A 12758-nucleotide genomic window follows, 5' to 3' on the forward strand; every position below is an offset into this window, starting at 1 on the left:
GTATGATAGCGTGATTTATCGCGCTGCGTTAGGTGTATAGCAGGTTAAGGGATAAAAAATCATCTTTTTTGGTAGGGGCGATCTACGTAGGTTAAGGACTAACTGGCTAAAAAGCGTTCAATATTCCGTATTCATGCTTGCATGAATACCAGTACAACAAAAGTACATCAAAATTACATCAAAATTACATCACTTGAAGGTTGACAGTACAACAAAATTACATCATTCTTTGGTCATGAGGTAGCCAGTACAACAAAAGTACATCAAAAGTACATCAAAATTACATCAAAATTACATCATTCTAAATGAGGGTACTATGAAGCCCAAAAGTATCAGGGCGGCACTTCAGTTGATGTTGCCGGAAATAGAAGAAATGCTGTCACTGGGAGTTTCCAGGGAGGAAATTTATAAGGCAGTTTCTGAACGCTTCGGCCTGGAAGGTGTGAACGTTCGTAGCTTTGATACGTCCCTATATAGAGCGCGGCAAATCCGGAAAAATGGAATGCACAATACACATGAAAGGATGCCGAACAATGATGATAGTGTATTGCACAATACACAAAAAGGAGGTAGCGAGAAAGGTGCAGAGGAAAGTGTATTGCACAATACACAAACGCCGCCTGAGCCTGAACCGCAAGGAAGTGAAAAAAAAGAAAGTCCCGGCATTATTGATAAAGAGTTCTTCAATAAAATCAGTGAAGATTTCGACCCTAAGATGTTCAATAAAAAATTCTGAGGTGATTTATGAAAGTAGCGGTAATTAATTACAGTGGCAGCGTTGGTAAAACCTTAATTTCATCCTACCTGTTAGCCCCGCGTCTGACTGGAGCAAAATTCTATGCGGTTGAAACTATCAACCAGTCTGCTTCCGATCTGGGGATTGAGAATGTTTCCATTTTTAAAGGTGATGACTTTTCACGGTTGATTGAAGATATTGTTTTTGAAGATGCCGGGATTATTGATATTGGTGCGTCAAACGTAGAAGCGTTCCTGATGGCAATGTCCCGCTTTGACAGTGGCGCGAATGAATTTGATAAGTATGTAATCCCGGTTACGCCTGATAATAAGGCCATTGATGAAAGCCTGAAAACAGCACATACGTTAAGTAAGGCAGGTGTAAGCAGCGATAAAATCATCTTTGTTCCAAACCGCATTAGTCCAGATAGTGAAGTAGAGGATGTACTGGCGCCGGTATTTGAATTTGTCAAACGAACGAAAGTTGGCAAAATCAGCAAGAAATCTGTTATTTATAACAGTGAAGTTTTCGAATATCTCGCGTATCACCGTATCTCATTCGAAGCATTGACCGCTGAAGATCCAGAAGAATTTAAAGCCCGCGCTAAACAAACAACGGATGCTGACGAGCGCAAAAAACTGGCCCGCCGTTATACCTACATGAAACAGGCAATTCCTGTTAAAGCTAATCTCGATAAAGCATATGCGGCTTTAATGGGAGAATAAAATGGAAAAGCAGCCAGATAAATTTGAAGTTCTGATGGATTGGTTTTTAGGTGACGCGAAGGAAATCACCGCAAGTCAGAAAGAAATGACTGAGATACTTTCTGCGCTTTCGGAAAAGCTGGCAAAAGACACCGAAAGTTTAGGAGAGACGGCAGACTCTCTTAAACGGACTTTAGTAGAAAACCAGCGTTCAATTAGCCTGGCAATTAGTGATGATGCTAAGGCGCGTGAGGAATTTCTGACGAAGTTCCGCCGCGCGCAGGCGTCCAGAGCTGAGACGTTAACCCGTCAGATCCTTTTTATTACAGCTGGCTGCACTATTGTGGGCGCCGCCGTGGGTGCCGCGATAGCCATAATTCTACTGAGATAATGTAAACCGGGCATGTCCCGGTTTTTTTTCAAGCGAAGCGCGGAGGCCGCAGGCCGGAGGCATTAGTGGCCGCCGCCCGAAGGGGCGAGACGCGTAGCGGCTCGATGCGCAGCACGGCAGAACGGCCCCGCAGGGGTAATGCCCGGTTTAATTCAAAGTGACAGTCACGTGGAGGAAAAATATGAATGACCGACAGCGTGAACAAGCCCGTATTCGCCAGGCCCGGCGCCGCGCGCGACTCAAAGAGGAAGGCGCTAGCGTGACAGTCACGCTAACAAAACAGGAAGAAGCAATGTTACAGGAGCTTTGCCGGGTTCGTCGTCCAGGACGAACAGCCTATTCCACGAATGAGTTTTTCCAACTGCTGCTGATCCGAAACTGGCAACAGTGGCAGGAGCAAAAGGCGCAGCTGGGGAAATGCCAGGCTTGCGGAAAGCTGAAAGCGGAGGGAGGTTGCGGCGGCGAACGGCAGAGCGAAACCTTTAACTGCTGGCTAGCCGTCGAAGCAAACGAGCTTAATGTGTAGTGTATTGTGCTATACAGAAATTGCCAAAAGCAGCGCGGAGTAATAACTGAAACGGCCGCGCAGCGGAAAGAAAAAAGCCCGGTCAATCCGGGTTTTTTTCTTTCGGCGGCTCAGTAATCGTCTAGATCTCCGCAGCCCAGCGGGCAACAATTACGCTCAATACCGTGGCTGCAATAATCGTTTTCCCGATCCTGCCGGATTTCTTCCGCGATCTCGTCTTGGGTCAGATAGTCAAATTCACGCCGCGCTACCGCGATCAGTTCTTCCCGATACTCGGCCGGAACGCCAGCAAGATAGCCGTCAATAACCGCGCTCAGGCGGCGCTGATACAGTTCATAAATCAGGCCGCAGCGGGGCTGCTGTTCGCGCGCAAAACTCTCACACTGGCGACGAAAATCTTCAAGAGTCTGCTCAAGGGTTTGTGTGGTCATGTCGTTTGTCCTCGATCTTTCTGTTAAAGACCCGGCTTGGCCGGGTCGTCAGTGCTATTTAGTTTGTTGCAGCAGCTGGTCTAATTTTGCCGCCAGTGCATACGTCGATGTGAAAGCGCCTTGCAGGCGCTGATTAGGCAGCTGGTTGAACGCTTCGAGGCAGGCGCGCAGCAATAATTCTTTCTGAGATTCGACTTCTTTTTTCAGCTGGGAAGGGGTGGTAACAGTGGTCATGCTTACTCCTTAGTGATCCGATACCGGCAATTTTTCGGGTGGCGGTATTGCCTCCCGATGATTTAATTATCGGTGATTACGCCTTTAAAGTCAATACAAGTACGGAATTTATTTACATGTTTTTATGCCCGTCAGGGCATGGAAGGCGACCGCGCCGGACTCCACCGGACACCGGCCGCAAATCGCCGGAAACTGCGGGACTGACCGGAGCAACAGGCCAACCCCCCTTCCTGCTAAGCCATAACCCAGCCCGCCGCCACGCAGCTGCCGCACGTCCCCCACGGGGGTGCGCAGTGGGCGCCGCGCGCCTGCGCGCGGGTACAGCGGCCCGCCTGCGGGTCGCGGCGCCGTACTGCGAGTTAGCGGCCGCCGCGCGGCCGGTTACGGGGGACACCGCACCGTCACGGCCAGCGCCCCGCTGAGCTGCACAATCCACGGATAACACAATAGCGCACTGGCAAAGGATGCCGACGCCTGAAGGGCGTTGGCACCCCGAAGGGGCGGGGCGAGACGGGAACCGGCTCGATGCGCAGCACAGCAGAGCGGCCCCGAAGGGGTAACGCCCTGTGTGGCATCAGGATTTAGCGCAATGGCAGAACATGAGCTGGAGAGATCACCGGCAAGCAGCAGCAAAGGGGCGGCGCAGCCGCCCAGATGGCTGTTTGCCGATACCGGCGATTAATTAGAGCGGTGTTTAATATCCCCCGCGTGGCGGGGGACTAGGTTTCAGCAAGTCATGTTAAATACGTGTCCGTCATGTAAACTGAAATCCCCAATAAACAGATCCCGCGCATAGGCTACGATGTCAAAATATCGGGCTACGGATTCAGGAATTTCATTCAGTAGACCGCTATCATTCAGGTATTCCTCTGCAAAAGTTTCTTCGTCCTTAGCTTCGCCCATATAGGCATCTCTAAACAGGTCGAAATCAGTGCTATTAAACAGATCAACAAAGGCCACAAACGCCGCTTCGTTTCCTTCCTCGCGGGCTTGTTTAAAGCCGTTAATAAAATCCCAGTTGATATGGCACTCTGACGCCATATCAGACGGAATACCCTCCCAATCCTGGAACATAAATTCTGGATCAGCCTCATTTGCGTGTAACTCGCGGCAGCGCTCGTAAAACTCCTCTGAGCTATCAAAATCGGTCAGATCGAGCCAGGCTCCCGCAATGCTTCCGCAGTTGTATTTATGGTAAGTGCCAACATAAACAGAAGGGGTCGTAATATCAGTCATGGTGTACTCCTTAAAGCGCCGATACCGGCAATTTTTCGGGCGGCGGTATTGCCTCCCGATGATTTAATTATCGGTGATTACGCCTTTAAAGTCAATACAAGTACGGAATTTATTTACATGTTTTTATGCCCGTCAGGGCATGGAAGGCGACCGCGCCGGACTCCACCGGACACCGGCCGCAAATCGCCGGAAACTGCGGGACTGACCGGAGCAACAGGCCAACCCCCCTTCCTGCTAAGCCATAACCCAGCCCGCCGCCACGCAGCTGCCGCACGTCCCCCACGGGGGTGCGCAGTGGGCGCCGCGCGCCTGCGCGCGGGTACGGCGGCCCGCCTGCGGGTCGCGGCGCCGTACTGCGAGTTAGCGGCCGCCGCGCGGCCGGTTACGGGGGACACCGCACCGTCACGGCCAGCGCCCCGCTGAGCTGCACAATCCACGGATAACACAATAGCGCACTGGCAAAGGATGCCGACGCCTGAAGGGCGTTGGCACCCCGAAGGGGCGGGGCGGCCGCTTGCGGCCGGGCGAGTCCGGCGCAGGGTGTGGCCTGCCAAGCGGAGCGCGGAGGCCGAAGGCCGGAGGCGTTAGCGGCCGCTGCCCGCGTAAGCGGGGCGAGACGGGAACCGGCTCGATGCGCAGCACAGCAGAGCGGCCCCGAAGGGGTAACGCCCTGTGTGGCATCAGGATTTAGCACAATGTCAGAACATAAACTGGAGAGATCACCGGCAAGCAGCTGCAAAGGGGCGGCACAGCCGCCCCGATGGCTGTTACTTGTCTTTGTCGCGTAGCACTTTGATTAGGCCGGTTACGGCCGTAATCAGAGCGGCCAGCGAGGTGATGATTTGCGGTAGGTTTTCGAGGATGGTAGAGGTCATATAGCACCTGTAGAGAAGTTGGCGGGGTGTCGTTTCCGACGGCCGCACTGTAACCGGGCGAATAAGGCAGGTTGTCAACAGCTTGAGCGAAGCGTCTGTTGACAACCTGCCGCGCCCGGTTTCACTGCGGTCATAGGCGGAACGACCCACGCCAACGGAACGGCTTTATGACCGGGCAGCTGAGATACCGGCGAACCTGGCTGGCGGCTGACGCCAGCCGCCAAGCGCCAGCGCGGAGGGCGAAGCCCGGAGGCCAAGCGGAGCGCGGAGGCCGAAGGCCGGAGGCGTTAGCGGCCGCTGCCCGCGTAAGCGGGGCGAGACGGGAACCGGCTCGATGCGCAGCACAGCAGAGCGGCCCCGAAGGGGTAACGCCCGGAGTCTGCCGCTGTTTATCTCTCGTTCCATCTGAAATCGGCGGTAAGGCCATTAAAAGGGTCAGTTTATCAGGGGGGCGTTAGCCCCCCATGTTGTTAATCATCAGGCAATATCGTCTTTGTAGCAGGCATAACCGAAGCTAAGCTCTGTTTTCATATAGTGGCGGGCAAAGTCCCAGGCATCGTGGCCGAAGTCCTCATAATCTGCCAGGACGATTTCGCGGGCTTTGTGCCATTGCTGTACGGAAGAAAGCGGCAGAACAGGGCAGGGAAGCGACCAGTCAGTGACGGTGTTGCAGATCATATCTGCCAGACGCTCCAGGGAGCCGTAAACCAGCTCTGTGCGCAGATCCGCCACCATGCGTTGTTTACGCAGTGATGCCAGATAATCAATCTCTTTGGTTATATCAGAATTTAAGCGGGTCTGGTAATCCATGATGTACTCCTTTGCGCGCCGATACCGGCAATTTTGCGGGCGACGGTGTTGCCTCCCGATGATTTAATTATCGGTGATTATGTCCTCAAAGTCAATATAAGTACTGAATGTGCATACAAAATTTTATATCTTGCAAAGCGTTCATAGAGTGCCTGAATCGCTTTCTGACAGCCTCAATAAAAAAGGCGGGGATTACCCGCCTTTTTTCTTACAGCTGCTTACGTGGCTTTTTACGCGTCATATACAACGGTATCGCGCAGTCTACCGCGTACAAAAAGCACGCCAGCGCGCCGCAACCGTACAGAAACGCAAGCGGCTTATTATCGAAGTAGCTGAAAACCCCTGTCGCCGCACACAGGCCCAGAACAGAGACGCAGGCGCAGGTGATCTGCACCAGATCCCTGTATCCCGCACGAACGATAAACCAGGGCAGGGCAAGCGCAGCGGCGCTAAAAATTAATGCGAGAGGGACAAAAACGAGATAGTGATACATGTGAACTCCTTGATGGTTGCCGATACCGGCGATTGTTCGGGCGGCGGTATTGCCACCCGATGATTTAATTAGAGGTTTTGCGCGTCCAGGAGATTGACCTGAGCCGGGGTAACGTGAAACTTTTCCCCTTTATGGATCACGTTATGCGGGGCGCTAATTTCATCACTGATAAAGCTAACCGGGTAACGTTTTTTACCGCAAATCCGCTCGCTAAACCACGCCACTTTTGCCGCTGGCCGATCCACTGGATGAACAATCACACCGGCCATGCTGCAACCCGTTGCGGGTTCGTCCAGCGTAATGCTTACCGGGACTGTATCCCGGTAAAAAAACTTAACCGGCGGCACACCTGCCTGCGTAGCGGCTGCGACAACTGCAAGCCCGATAACCGCTATCCGATTAATAAGCATTTTATTCCCCTTACTCATGCTGATATCACCTTGCCAGCTGTTACCAGTTTACGAAATTCGCTTTCATGAATTTCACGCCCATGCTCAAGCGTTGAATACACGTTGCCGATAAGCCAGTTACCAGCCGTTTTTGTCTCGGTATACCACCATGCTTCTGTCAGAGTAAGCAGCGGTTCGCTATCCTCGCCCTTCTCATAGATCCAGATTTTAGTGACGTCTTTACCCGTTTCGTTGCTGCCCTGAATGGTAGGGTCAAAGGTATGTTCAATCTCTATATCGAAGTAACGCTGAAGGAAGTTAGTAAAGTGCATGACGACTCCTGTAAGCGCCGATACCGGCAATTTTTCGGGTGGCGGTGTTGCCTCCCGATGATTTAATTATCGGTGATTACGCCTTTAAAGTCAATACAAGTACGGAATTTATTTACATGTTTTTATGCCCGTCAGGGCATGGAAGGCGACCGCGCCGGACTCCACCGGACACCGGCCGCAAATCGCCGGAAACTGCGGGACTGACCGGAGCAACAGGCCAACCCCCCTTCCTGCTAAGCCATAACCCAGCCCGCCGCCACGCAGCTGCCGCACGTCCCCCACGGGGGTGCGCAGTGGGCGCCGCGCGCCTGCGCGCGGGTACGGCGGCCCGCCTGCGGGTCGCGGCGCCGTACTGCGAGTTAGCGGCCGCCGCGCGGCCGGTTACGGGGGACACCGCACCGTCACGGCCAGCGCCCCACTGAGCTGCACAATCCACGGATAATGCAGGAGACGAATCATGATAGGAGGCTGAAGGGGAAATGAGCGGCAGCAGGGGAAGGGGTTGCCAAGCGGAGCGCGGAGGCCGCAGGCCGGAGGCGTCAGTGGCAGCTGCCCGCGTGAGCGGGGCGAGACGCGTAGCGGCTCGATGCGCAGCACAGCAGAACGGCCCCGGAGGGGTGACGTCCGGGGGTTCGCTTTTAAAGATTTTCGACCACATCAGTAAATCGTAGTGACACCATGAAGCAAAAGTATCGTGCAGACCAGAATCAACAACAGTAACAGCAGACCTTTTTTTCGACGTAATAAAACCGGCCCCAAAGCGCCCGCAAGAAGCACACTCAACACGATTTCCGTTATGCTAATCGTATTCATAATCTCTCACGTTTCCCTTTTTAGAACTCTGCCACACACGGATAAAACCTTATAACAAAGCAACAAAACCCGTTATTCAGACACGGTAATGCCTAGTTTTTTTGCCAGAATTTCAGATGACAAAGAAACCCTTATCGACTTCCCGGTTACAAGGTGAATGATTGTGGCTTCATGCCCTTCAACAGAGTGGGATATTAACTCACGCTGAATGATATGCGTCTCTCCATCATTTCCCGTCACGGCTATTAGGCTCTCTGTAGAACAGGGGTTGATACTACTAATGTTGGTGTTGTTTTCGGTTTTGTTCAGCATCGCTGATCCTCAAATATCGGTTTGTGTTACGTCTGCCGCTTTGCGCTGGATAAGCGACTTAAAGAAATCCGACGCCTTCAGAATATCGCTATCCTGGAAGTCGGGAAATGTCGCTTCTGTCAGCTCCTGCGCCGTACCTGCCCGTATAACGGTTTCATCGCGGATCATCGTTCGCTTAACGCCATCAGCCTGTTTTTTGCTGAAGGAGTGCCGGAAAATAATCGCGTATTGGCCGCCGCTATCCTGATGAACAGAAGTATCCCAGCGATGATTACCCTGTTTACGATAGTGGTGATAGATTTGCTGGCCGTAGCGCTCCTGATCGGAATTACGGTAATCGAACATTAACAGTTCCAAAAGCATTAACCGATCTGGCAATTGCCAGGCGGTAGGGTGTTGAAGTGTCGCTAACATAGTTTCCCCTGAGCGTGACAGTCACGATAAGGCGGGCTTTGCCCGCCTGGTTATCAGTTAATCAATGGCACGATAAATACGATTCTGGCTTTCGTTCTCCAGCGTATTAACGTACTCCCGCAACAGGTGATACCGGTTAGCCATCGTTTCGTTCAGTTCGGCTTTGCCTTCTTCATATGCCAGCCCGCAAAAGTAACTGTAGGCATACAGACAAACAATAATCCCTACTTCGCGCGCGCTGCATTCACCTTCAAAATAGTTAGGTAACGAGAGCCAAAGAGGTTGGGGCGCTTCCATAAAAAACGCGCCATTGCTGGCCTGAAGGTATTCCCAATACCCTCCCTGGTAGTCTTTAGCGTAACGATTCAGAAAGGACTGAATGAAGTGATCTGCGCTGAAGAAAGCGCCACGAAATGCCGCAGGCATGAAGTTCATGCGGGCGTTTTCAGAAATGTAGCGGGCGGTGATTTCGATAGTTTCCATGATACTTCCTCTTTAAGCCGATACCGGCGATGGTTAAGCGGCAGGCACATCACCTGCCACTTTTTAATTATCGTACAATGGGGCGTTAAAGTCAATACAAGTACGGATTATATTTACCTAATTTTATGCCCGTCAGAGCATGGAAGGCGACCTCGCCGGACTCCACCGGACACCGGGGGCAAATCGCCGGAAACTGCGGGACTGACCGGAGCGACAGGCCACCCCCCTCCCTGCTAGCCCGCCGCCACGCGGCCGGTTACAGGGGACACTGAGAAAGCAGAAAGCCAACAAACACTATATATAGCGTTCGTTGGCAGCTGAAGCAGCACTACATATAGTAGAGTACCTGTAAAACTTGCCAACCTGACCATAACAGCGATACTGTATAAGTAAACAGTGATTTGGAAGATCGCTATGAAGGTCGATATTTTTGAAAGCTCCGGCGCCAGCCGGGTACACAGCATCCCTTTTTATCTGCAAAGAATTTCTGCGGGGTTCCCCAGCCCGGCCCAGGGCTATGAAAAGCAGGAGTTAAACCTGCATGAGTATTGTGTTCGTCACCCTTCAGCAACTTACTTCCTGCGGGTTTCTGGCTCGTCAATGGAAGATGGCCGCATCCATGATGGTGACGTACTGGTTGTGGATCGCTCGCTGACGGCCAGCCACGGCTCAATCGTAGTCGCCTGCATCCATAATGAATTTACCGTGAAGCGGCTACTGCTGAGGCCCAGACCCTGCCTGATGCCGATGAACAAAGATTTTCCTGTGTACTACATTGACCCGGATAATGAGAGCGTTGAAATCTGGGGAGTGGTTACGCATTCCCTTATCGAGCATCCGGTATGTTTGCGCTGATTGATGTCAATGGCATGTACGCCAGCTGTGAGCAGGCATTTAGGCCAGATCTGGCAAACCGAGCAGTGGCCGTTTTATCCAACAATGACGGCAACATTGTGGCCCGTAATTACCTGGCGAAGAAAGCGGGCCTGAAAATGGGCGATCCGTACTTCAAAGTCAGACCCATAATCGAGCGTCATAACATCGCTATTTTTAGCTCTAATTACACTCTCTATGCCTCCATGTCGGCCCGGTTCGCGGCCGTAGTTGAGTCCCTTGCAAGCCACGTCGAACAGTATTCAATCGACGAGCTTTTTGTTGACTGCAAAGGGATAACGGCCGCCATGAGCCTTGACGCTTTCGGGCGCCAACTGCGCGAGGAAGTCAGGCGACACACAACGCTGGTATGCGGGGTCGGTATTGCCCGTACTAAGACGCTGGCGAAGCTGTGTAACCACGCTGCAAAAACATGGCCCGCTACTGGCGGGGTGGTTGCTCTGGACGATGGCGCCAGACTGAAGAAATTAATGAGCATCCTGCCGGTTGCGGAAGTCTGGGGCGTCGGCCATCGTACAGAGAAAGCACTCGCCACAATGGGGATCAAAACGGTGCTGGATTTAGCCAGGGCAGATACGCGCCTAATCCGTAAGACGTTTGGTGTTGTGCTTGAAAGAACGGTACGGGAGCTACGCGGCGAGGCTTGCTTCAGCCTGGAAGAAAACCCTCCGGCGAAGCAGCAGATTGTTGTATCGCGCTCATTCGGCCAACGCGTAGTAGCCCTGGCGGATATGCAGCAGGCGATCACCGGATTTGCAGCGCGCGCAGCTGAAAAACTGCGTAATGAGCGGCAATACTGCCGCGTCATAAGCGTCTTTATCCGCACCAGTCCTTATTCAGTGCGTGATACACAGTATGCCAATCAGGCAACCGAAAAACTGACGGTGGCAACCCAGGACAGCCGCACGATAATTCAGGCGGCACAAGCCGCGCTGGCGCGGATCTGGCGGGAAGATATTGCGTATGCAAAAGCAGGGATCATGCTGGCCGATTTCAGCGGAAAGGAGGCCCAGCTGGATTTATTCGACTCTGCTACGCCTTCAGCTGGCAGCGAGGCGTTAATGGCTGTTCTCGATGGCATAAACCGGCGTGGCAAGAGCCAGCTGTTTTTTGCAGGCCAGGGCATCGATAACTCCTTTGCCATGCGCCGTCAGATGTTGTCACCTGATTACACGACAGACTGGCGCTCGATACCAACAGCAACCATCAAATAATTACCGGCGCCGCACGCGGGCCGGTCAACCCCTCAACCGGCCGAAACGAGTTTCGGCGCGGTTTCGCGGTTTTCGGTAAAAGGCGTTTCATCTGTATAAAAGATCAGCTAAATTATGTGTATTGCACAATACATATATGTGAGGTTAACAGTGAATTTGCCTACGCCCGAAACCTACGATGAACTTCAGAGAGCCTACGATTTTTTTAATGAGAAGCTATTCAGCAACGAGCTGCCGCCATGCCTGATAACGTTGCAGCGTGAGAAGCGAACGTATGGCTATTGTTCCTTTAAGCGTTTCGTCGGCCGTGAGAGTGGGTACACGGTAGACGAGATCGCTATGAATCCGGTGTATTTCTCGATCAGAACCATAAAGGCCACGCTTTCAACACTGGTGCATGAGATGGTTCATCAGTGGCAATTCCATTTTGGCGAGCCTGGCCGCCGTGGCTATCACAACAAACAGTGGGCGGCCCGGATGGAACGGGTAGGACTAATGCCTTCTGATACCGGCGAACCGGGAGGCAGGAAAGTGGGCCAGAGCATGACCCATTATATTATTGCCGGTGGCCCTTTCGATATGGCCTGTGATGAACTGCTGACAGGCCATTTCCGGCTTTCCTGGATGGACAGGTTTCCGCCTTACCAGCCTAAGCCTGGCGCTGTGCTAAGCCCTACAGGAAAAGGCTATATTGACGACGAGGAAGATGATAGCGAACACGAACAGGAGGTGGAGGAAGGGCGCGACCCGGTTGAACTCGACGACGAGATCATAGAGGCCATGCGATTTGTAACCCCGCCGCCTGAAGCGCCGGTGAACAAAACAAACCGGGAAAAGTACAGCTGCCCGGTGTGTCATATCAATCTCTGGGGTAAACCGGGGATAGTGGTTTACTGTGGTGGCGAGCACTGTAATAAAGCCGCGTTAGTAGTCTTAAAATAAAGTCCTTTCGGACTTTATTTTTTTTCCATTTCCGAGGTCGTGATGTTATTAATGCTGTACTTCGCGGCTTCTTTTAAAACAGTTTCAGCAAGGCTTGCTGGTATCCAGACCTGAACTAATTTTAATGGTTCGCCGTTCTCGGCTTTAAGAGTGGTGTTCTGGTACAAATCCCAGATTCGCTTAACGGTGCTGGAAATGTTTTGCTTGGAACGGCCTACTCGCGTGGCTACGTCTGATGATTTCTCACCTTTGACAAGCACGGAATAGCCAATATCTGTTGTGATGTGTGCAAAGGAAGCCATTTGCGGCAGCAGCTGTTTCCATTCTGTTTCTGAAATTCTGTTTTTCTGAGCCATCTGTGGCGCCTCCGTAGTTTTGGTTACAGAAAGGATATACTCAGAATAAACTGGGGTCAATACAAGTACGATTTTTATAAACTTTATTTTATTTGAGGGTGAGGCCCGGTGCGGCAGCAGCGCGGGCCTCGATGGTGCCGCGAAGGTGCTGGCGCCATGCTTGGATTAAAACA

At 52.3% G+C, this 12758-nt stretch carries 18 protein-coding genes; 7 read left to right on the forward strand and 11 right to left on the reverse strand.

From position 1 onward, the window contains the following. Positions 1 to 316: 316 nt before the first annotated feature. The 4 genes from stbA (at position 317) to C3F35_RS23435 (ending at position 2357) form a co-directional block, all read left to right on the forward strand. Entirely contained in the window at positions 317 to 736 is a 420-nt protein-coding gene (stbA, locus tag C3F35_RS27125) for a plasmid stabilization protein StbA (RefSeq protein WP_001749974.1), read from the forward strand. Positions 737 to 744: 8 nt separating this feature from the next. Then, positions 745 to 1461, forward strand: a complete 717-nt coding sequence (gene stbB, locus C3F35_RS23425) for a StbB family protein (RefSeq protein WP_001749973.1) — start codon at positions 745 to 747, stop codon at positions 1459 to 1461. 1 nt (position 1462) lies between these two features. Beyond that, entirely contained in the window at positions 1463 to 1831 is a 369-nt protein-coding gene (gene stbC, locus C3F35_RS23430) for a plasmid stabilization protein StbC (protein WP_000414913.1), read from the forward strand. A 181-nt stretch (positions 1832 to 2012) separates the two neighbouring features. Next, entirely contained in the window at positions 2013 to 2357 is a 345-nt protein-coding gene (locus tag C3F35_RS23435; protein ID WP_000999874.1) for a hypothetical protein, read from the forward strand. A 110-nt stretch (positions 2358 to 2467) separates the two neighbouring features. On the opposite strand, the gene ccgAII is transcribed toward C3F35_RS23435, so the two are convergent. The 10 genes from ccgAII to ardB all read right to left on the reverse strand — a co-directional run bounded on the left by ccgAII (position 2468) and on the right by ardB (position 9179). Further along, complete coding sequence (gene ccgAII / locus C3F35_RS23440) at positions 2468 to 2788, reverse strand: protein CcgAII (protein WP_001749971.1); 321 nt, start codon at positions 2786 to 2788, stop codon at positions 2468 to 2470. Positions 2789 to 2842: 54 nt separating this feature from the next. Beyond that, positions 2843 to 3022 (reverse strand): protein CcgAI, encoded by a 180-nt coding sequence (ccgAI, locus tag C3F35_RS23445; protein WP_000214483.1) that lies wholly within the window; start codon positions 3020 to 3022, stop codon positions 2843 to 2845. A 726-nt stretch (positions 3023 to 3748) separates the two neighbouring features. Further along, positions 3749 to 4258 carry an antirestriction protein ArdA gene (locus C3F35_RS23450; protein WP_000129958.1) on the reverse strand — a complete coding sequence of 170 codons (510 nt, stop codon included), beginning with the start codon at positions 4256 to 4258 and terminating at the stop codon, positions 3749 to 3751. Positions 4259 to 5610: 1352 nt separating this feature from the next. Beyond that, the gene (locus C3F35_RS23455; protein WP_012561126.1) at positions 5611 to 5943 is read right to left on the reverse strand and encodes a hypothetical protein; all 333 of its coding nucleotides are present in this window, start codon (positions 5941 to 5943) and stop codon (positions 5611 to 5613) included. Between the two features lie 208 nt (positions 5944 to 6151). Then, the gene (gene ccgC / locus C3F35_RS23460) at positions 6152 to 6436 is read right to left on the reverse strand and encodes a protein CcgC (RefSeq protein ID WP_001750002.1); all 285 of its coding nucleotides are present in this window, start codon (positions 6434 to 6436) and stop codon (positions 6152 to 6154) included. Between the two features lie 68 nt (positions 6437 to 6504). After that, positions 6505 to 6846, reverse strand: a complete 342-nt coding sequence (locus tag C3F35_RS23465; RefSeq protein ID WP_015344948.1) for a hypothetical protein — start codon at positions 6844 to 6846, stop codon at positions 6505 to 6507. A 14-nt stretch (positions 6847 to 6860) separates the two neighbouring features. Continuing rightward, on the reverse strand, positions 6861 to 7157 hold the full coding sequence (ccgD, locus tag C3F35_RS23470; protein ID WP_000545925.1) for a protein CcgD: 297 nt from the start codon (positions 7155 to 7157) through the stop codon (positions 6861 to 6863). A gap of 885 nt (positions 7158 to 8042) precedes the next feature. Then, entirely contained in the window at positions 8043 to 8282 is a 240-nt protein-coding gene (locus C3F35_RS23475) for a hypothetical protein (RefSeq protein WP_000932975.1), read from the reverse strand. 9 nt (positions 8283 to 8291) lie between these two features. After that, positions 8292 to 8696: an antirestriction protein ArdAB regulator ArdR gene (ardR, locus tag C3F35_RS23480; protein ID WP_000881513.1), complete on the reverse strand. Its 405-nt coding sequence runs from the start codon at positions 8694 to 8696 to the stop codon at positions 8292 to 8294. Between the two features lie 57 nt (positions 8697 to 8753). After that, positions 8754 to 9179 carry an antirestriction protein ArdB gene (gene ardB, locus C3F35_RS23485; RefSeq protein ID WP_000447669.1) on the reverse strand — a complete coding sequence of 142 codons (426 nt, stop codon included), beginning with the start codon at positions 9177 to 9179 and terminating at the stop codon, positions 8754 to 8756. A gap of 414 nt (positions 9180 to 9593) precedes the next feature. Between ardB and mucA the strand changes: the two genes are divergently transcribed. From mucA to C3F35_RS23505, 3 genes are all read left to right on the forward strand, one after another. Continuing rightward, positions 9594 to 10034 carry a translesion error-prone DNA polymerase V autoproteolytic subunit MucA gene (gene mucA / locus C3F35_RS23495; protein WP_000861760.1) on the forward strand — a complete coding sequence of 147 codons (441 nt, stop codon included), beginning with the start codon at positions 9594 to 9596 and terminating at the stop codon, positions 10032 to 10034. Next, positions 10022 to 11287, forward strand: coding sequence for a translesion error-prone DNA polymerase V subunit MucB (mucB, locus tag C3F35_RS23500; protein ID WP_001749980.1), 1266 nt, complete (start codon positions 10022 to 10024; stop codon positions 11285 to 11287). Before mucA ends, mucB begins: the two co-directional genes overlap by 13 nt. A gap of 150 nt (positions 11288 to 11437) precedes the next feature. Further along, positions 11438 to 12229, forward strand: coding sequence for a SprT-like domain-containing protein (locus C3F35_RS23505; protein WP_001452808.1), 792 nt, complete (start codon positions 11438 to 11440; stop codon positions 12227 to 12229). A gap of 14 nt (positions 12230 to 12243) precedes the next feature. Here C3F35_RS23505 and ardK read toward each other — a convergent pair whose 3' ends face one another. Further along, positions 12244 to 12585, reverse strand: coding sequence for an antirestriction protein ArdAB regulator ArdK (gene ardK, locus C3F35_RS23510; protein WP_000057569.1), 342 nt, complete (start codon positions 12583 to 12585; stop codon positions 12244 to 12246). Positions 12586 to 12758: the final 173 nt, after the last annotated feature.

Source organism: Leclercia sp. LSNIH3, assembly GCF_002935105.1.
In the GTDB taxonomy this organism is placed as follows: domain Bacteria; phylum Pseudomonadota; class Gammaproteobacteria; order Enterobacterales; family Enterobacteriaceae; genus Enterobacter; species Enterobacter adecarboxylatus.

What these genes read in the sequence shown, in the direction of transcription:
- stbA (WP_001749974.1), top strand. Translation starts at nt 317, where the DNA reads ATGAAGCCCAAAAGTATCAGGGCGGCACTTCAGTTGATGTTGCCGGAA.
- stbB (WP_001749973.1), top strand. Translation starts at nt 745, where the DNA reads ATGAAAGTAGCGGTAATTAATTACAGTGGCAGCGTTGGTAAAACCTTA.
- stbC (WP_000414913.1), top strand. Translation starts at nt 1,463, where the DNA reads ATGGAAAAGCAGCCAGATAAATTTGAAGTTCTGATGGATTGGTTTTTA.
- C3F35_RS23435 (WP_000999874.1), top strand. Translation starts at nt 2,013, where the DNA reads ATGAATGACCGACAGCGTGAACAAGCCCGTATTCGCCAGGCCCGGCGC.
- ccgAII (WP_001749971.1), bottom strand. Translation starts at nt 2,788, where the DNA reads ATGACCACACAAACCCTTGAGCAGACTCTTGAAGATTTTCGTCGCCAG.
- ccgAI (WP_000214483.1), bottom strand. Translation starts at nt 3,022, where the DNA reads ATGACCACTGTTACCACCCCTTCCCAGCTGAAAAAAGAAGTCGAATCT.
- C3F35_RS23450 (WP_000129958.1), bottom strand. Translation starts at nt 4,258, where the DNA reads ATGACTGATATTACGACCCCTTCTGTTTATGTTGGCACTTACCATAAA.
- C3F35_RS23455 (WP_012561126.1), bottom strand. Translation starts at nt 5,943, where the DNA reads ATGGATTACCAGACCCGCTTAAATTCTGATATAACCAAAGAGATTGAT.
- ccgC (WP_001750002.1), bottom strand. Translation starts at nt 6,436, where the DNA reads ATGTATCACTATCTCGTTTTTGTCCCTCTCGCATTAATTTTTAGCGCC.
- C3F35_RS23465 (WP_015344948.1), bottom strand. Translation starts at nt 6,846, where the DNA reads ATGCTTATTAATCGGATAGCGGTTATCGGGCTTGCAGTTGTCGCAGCC.
- ccgD (WP_000545925.1), bottom strand. Translation starts at nt 7,157, where the DNA reads ATGCACTTTACTAACTTCCTTCAGCGTTACTTCGATATAGAGATTGAA.
- C3F35_RS23475 (WP_000932975.1), bottom strand. Translation starts at nt 8,282, where the DNA reads ATGCTGAACAAAACCGAAAACAACACCAACATTAGTAGTATCAACCCC.
- ardR (WP_000881513.1), bottom strand. Translation starts at nt 8,696, where the DNA reads ATGTTAGCGACACTTCAACACCCTACCGCCTGGCAATTGCCAGATCGG.
- ardB (WP_000447669.1), bottom strand. Translation starts at nt 9,179, where the DNA reads ATGGAAACTATCGAAATCACCGCCCGCTACATTTCTGAAAACGCCCGC.
- mucA (WP_000861760.1), top strand. Translation starts at nt 9,594, where the DNA reads ATGAAGGTCGATATTTTTGAAAGCTCCGGCGCCAGCCGGGTACACAGC.
- mucB (WP_001749980.1), top strand. Translation starts at nt 10,022, where the DNA reads ATGTTTGCGCTGATTGATGTCAATGGCATGTACGCCAGCTGTGAGCAG.
- ardK (WP_000057569.1), bottom strand. Translation starts at nt 12,585, where the DNA reads ATGGCTCAGAAAAACAGAATTTCAGAAACAGAATGGAAACAGCTGCTG.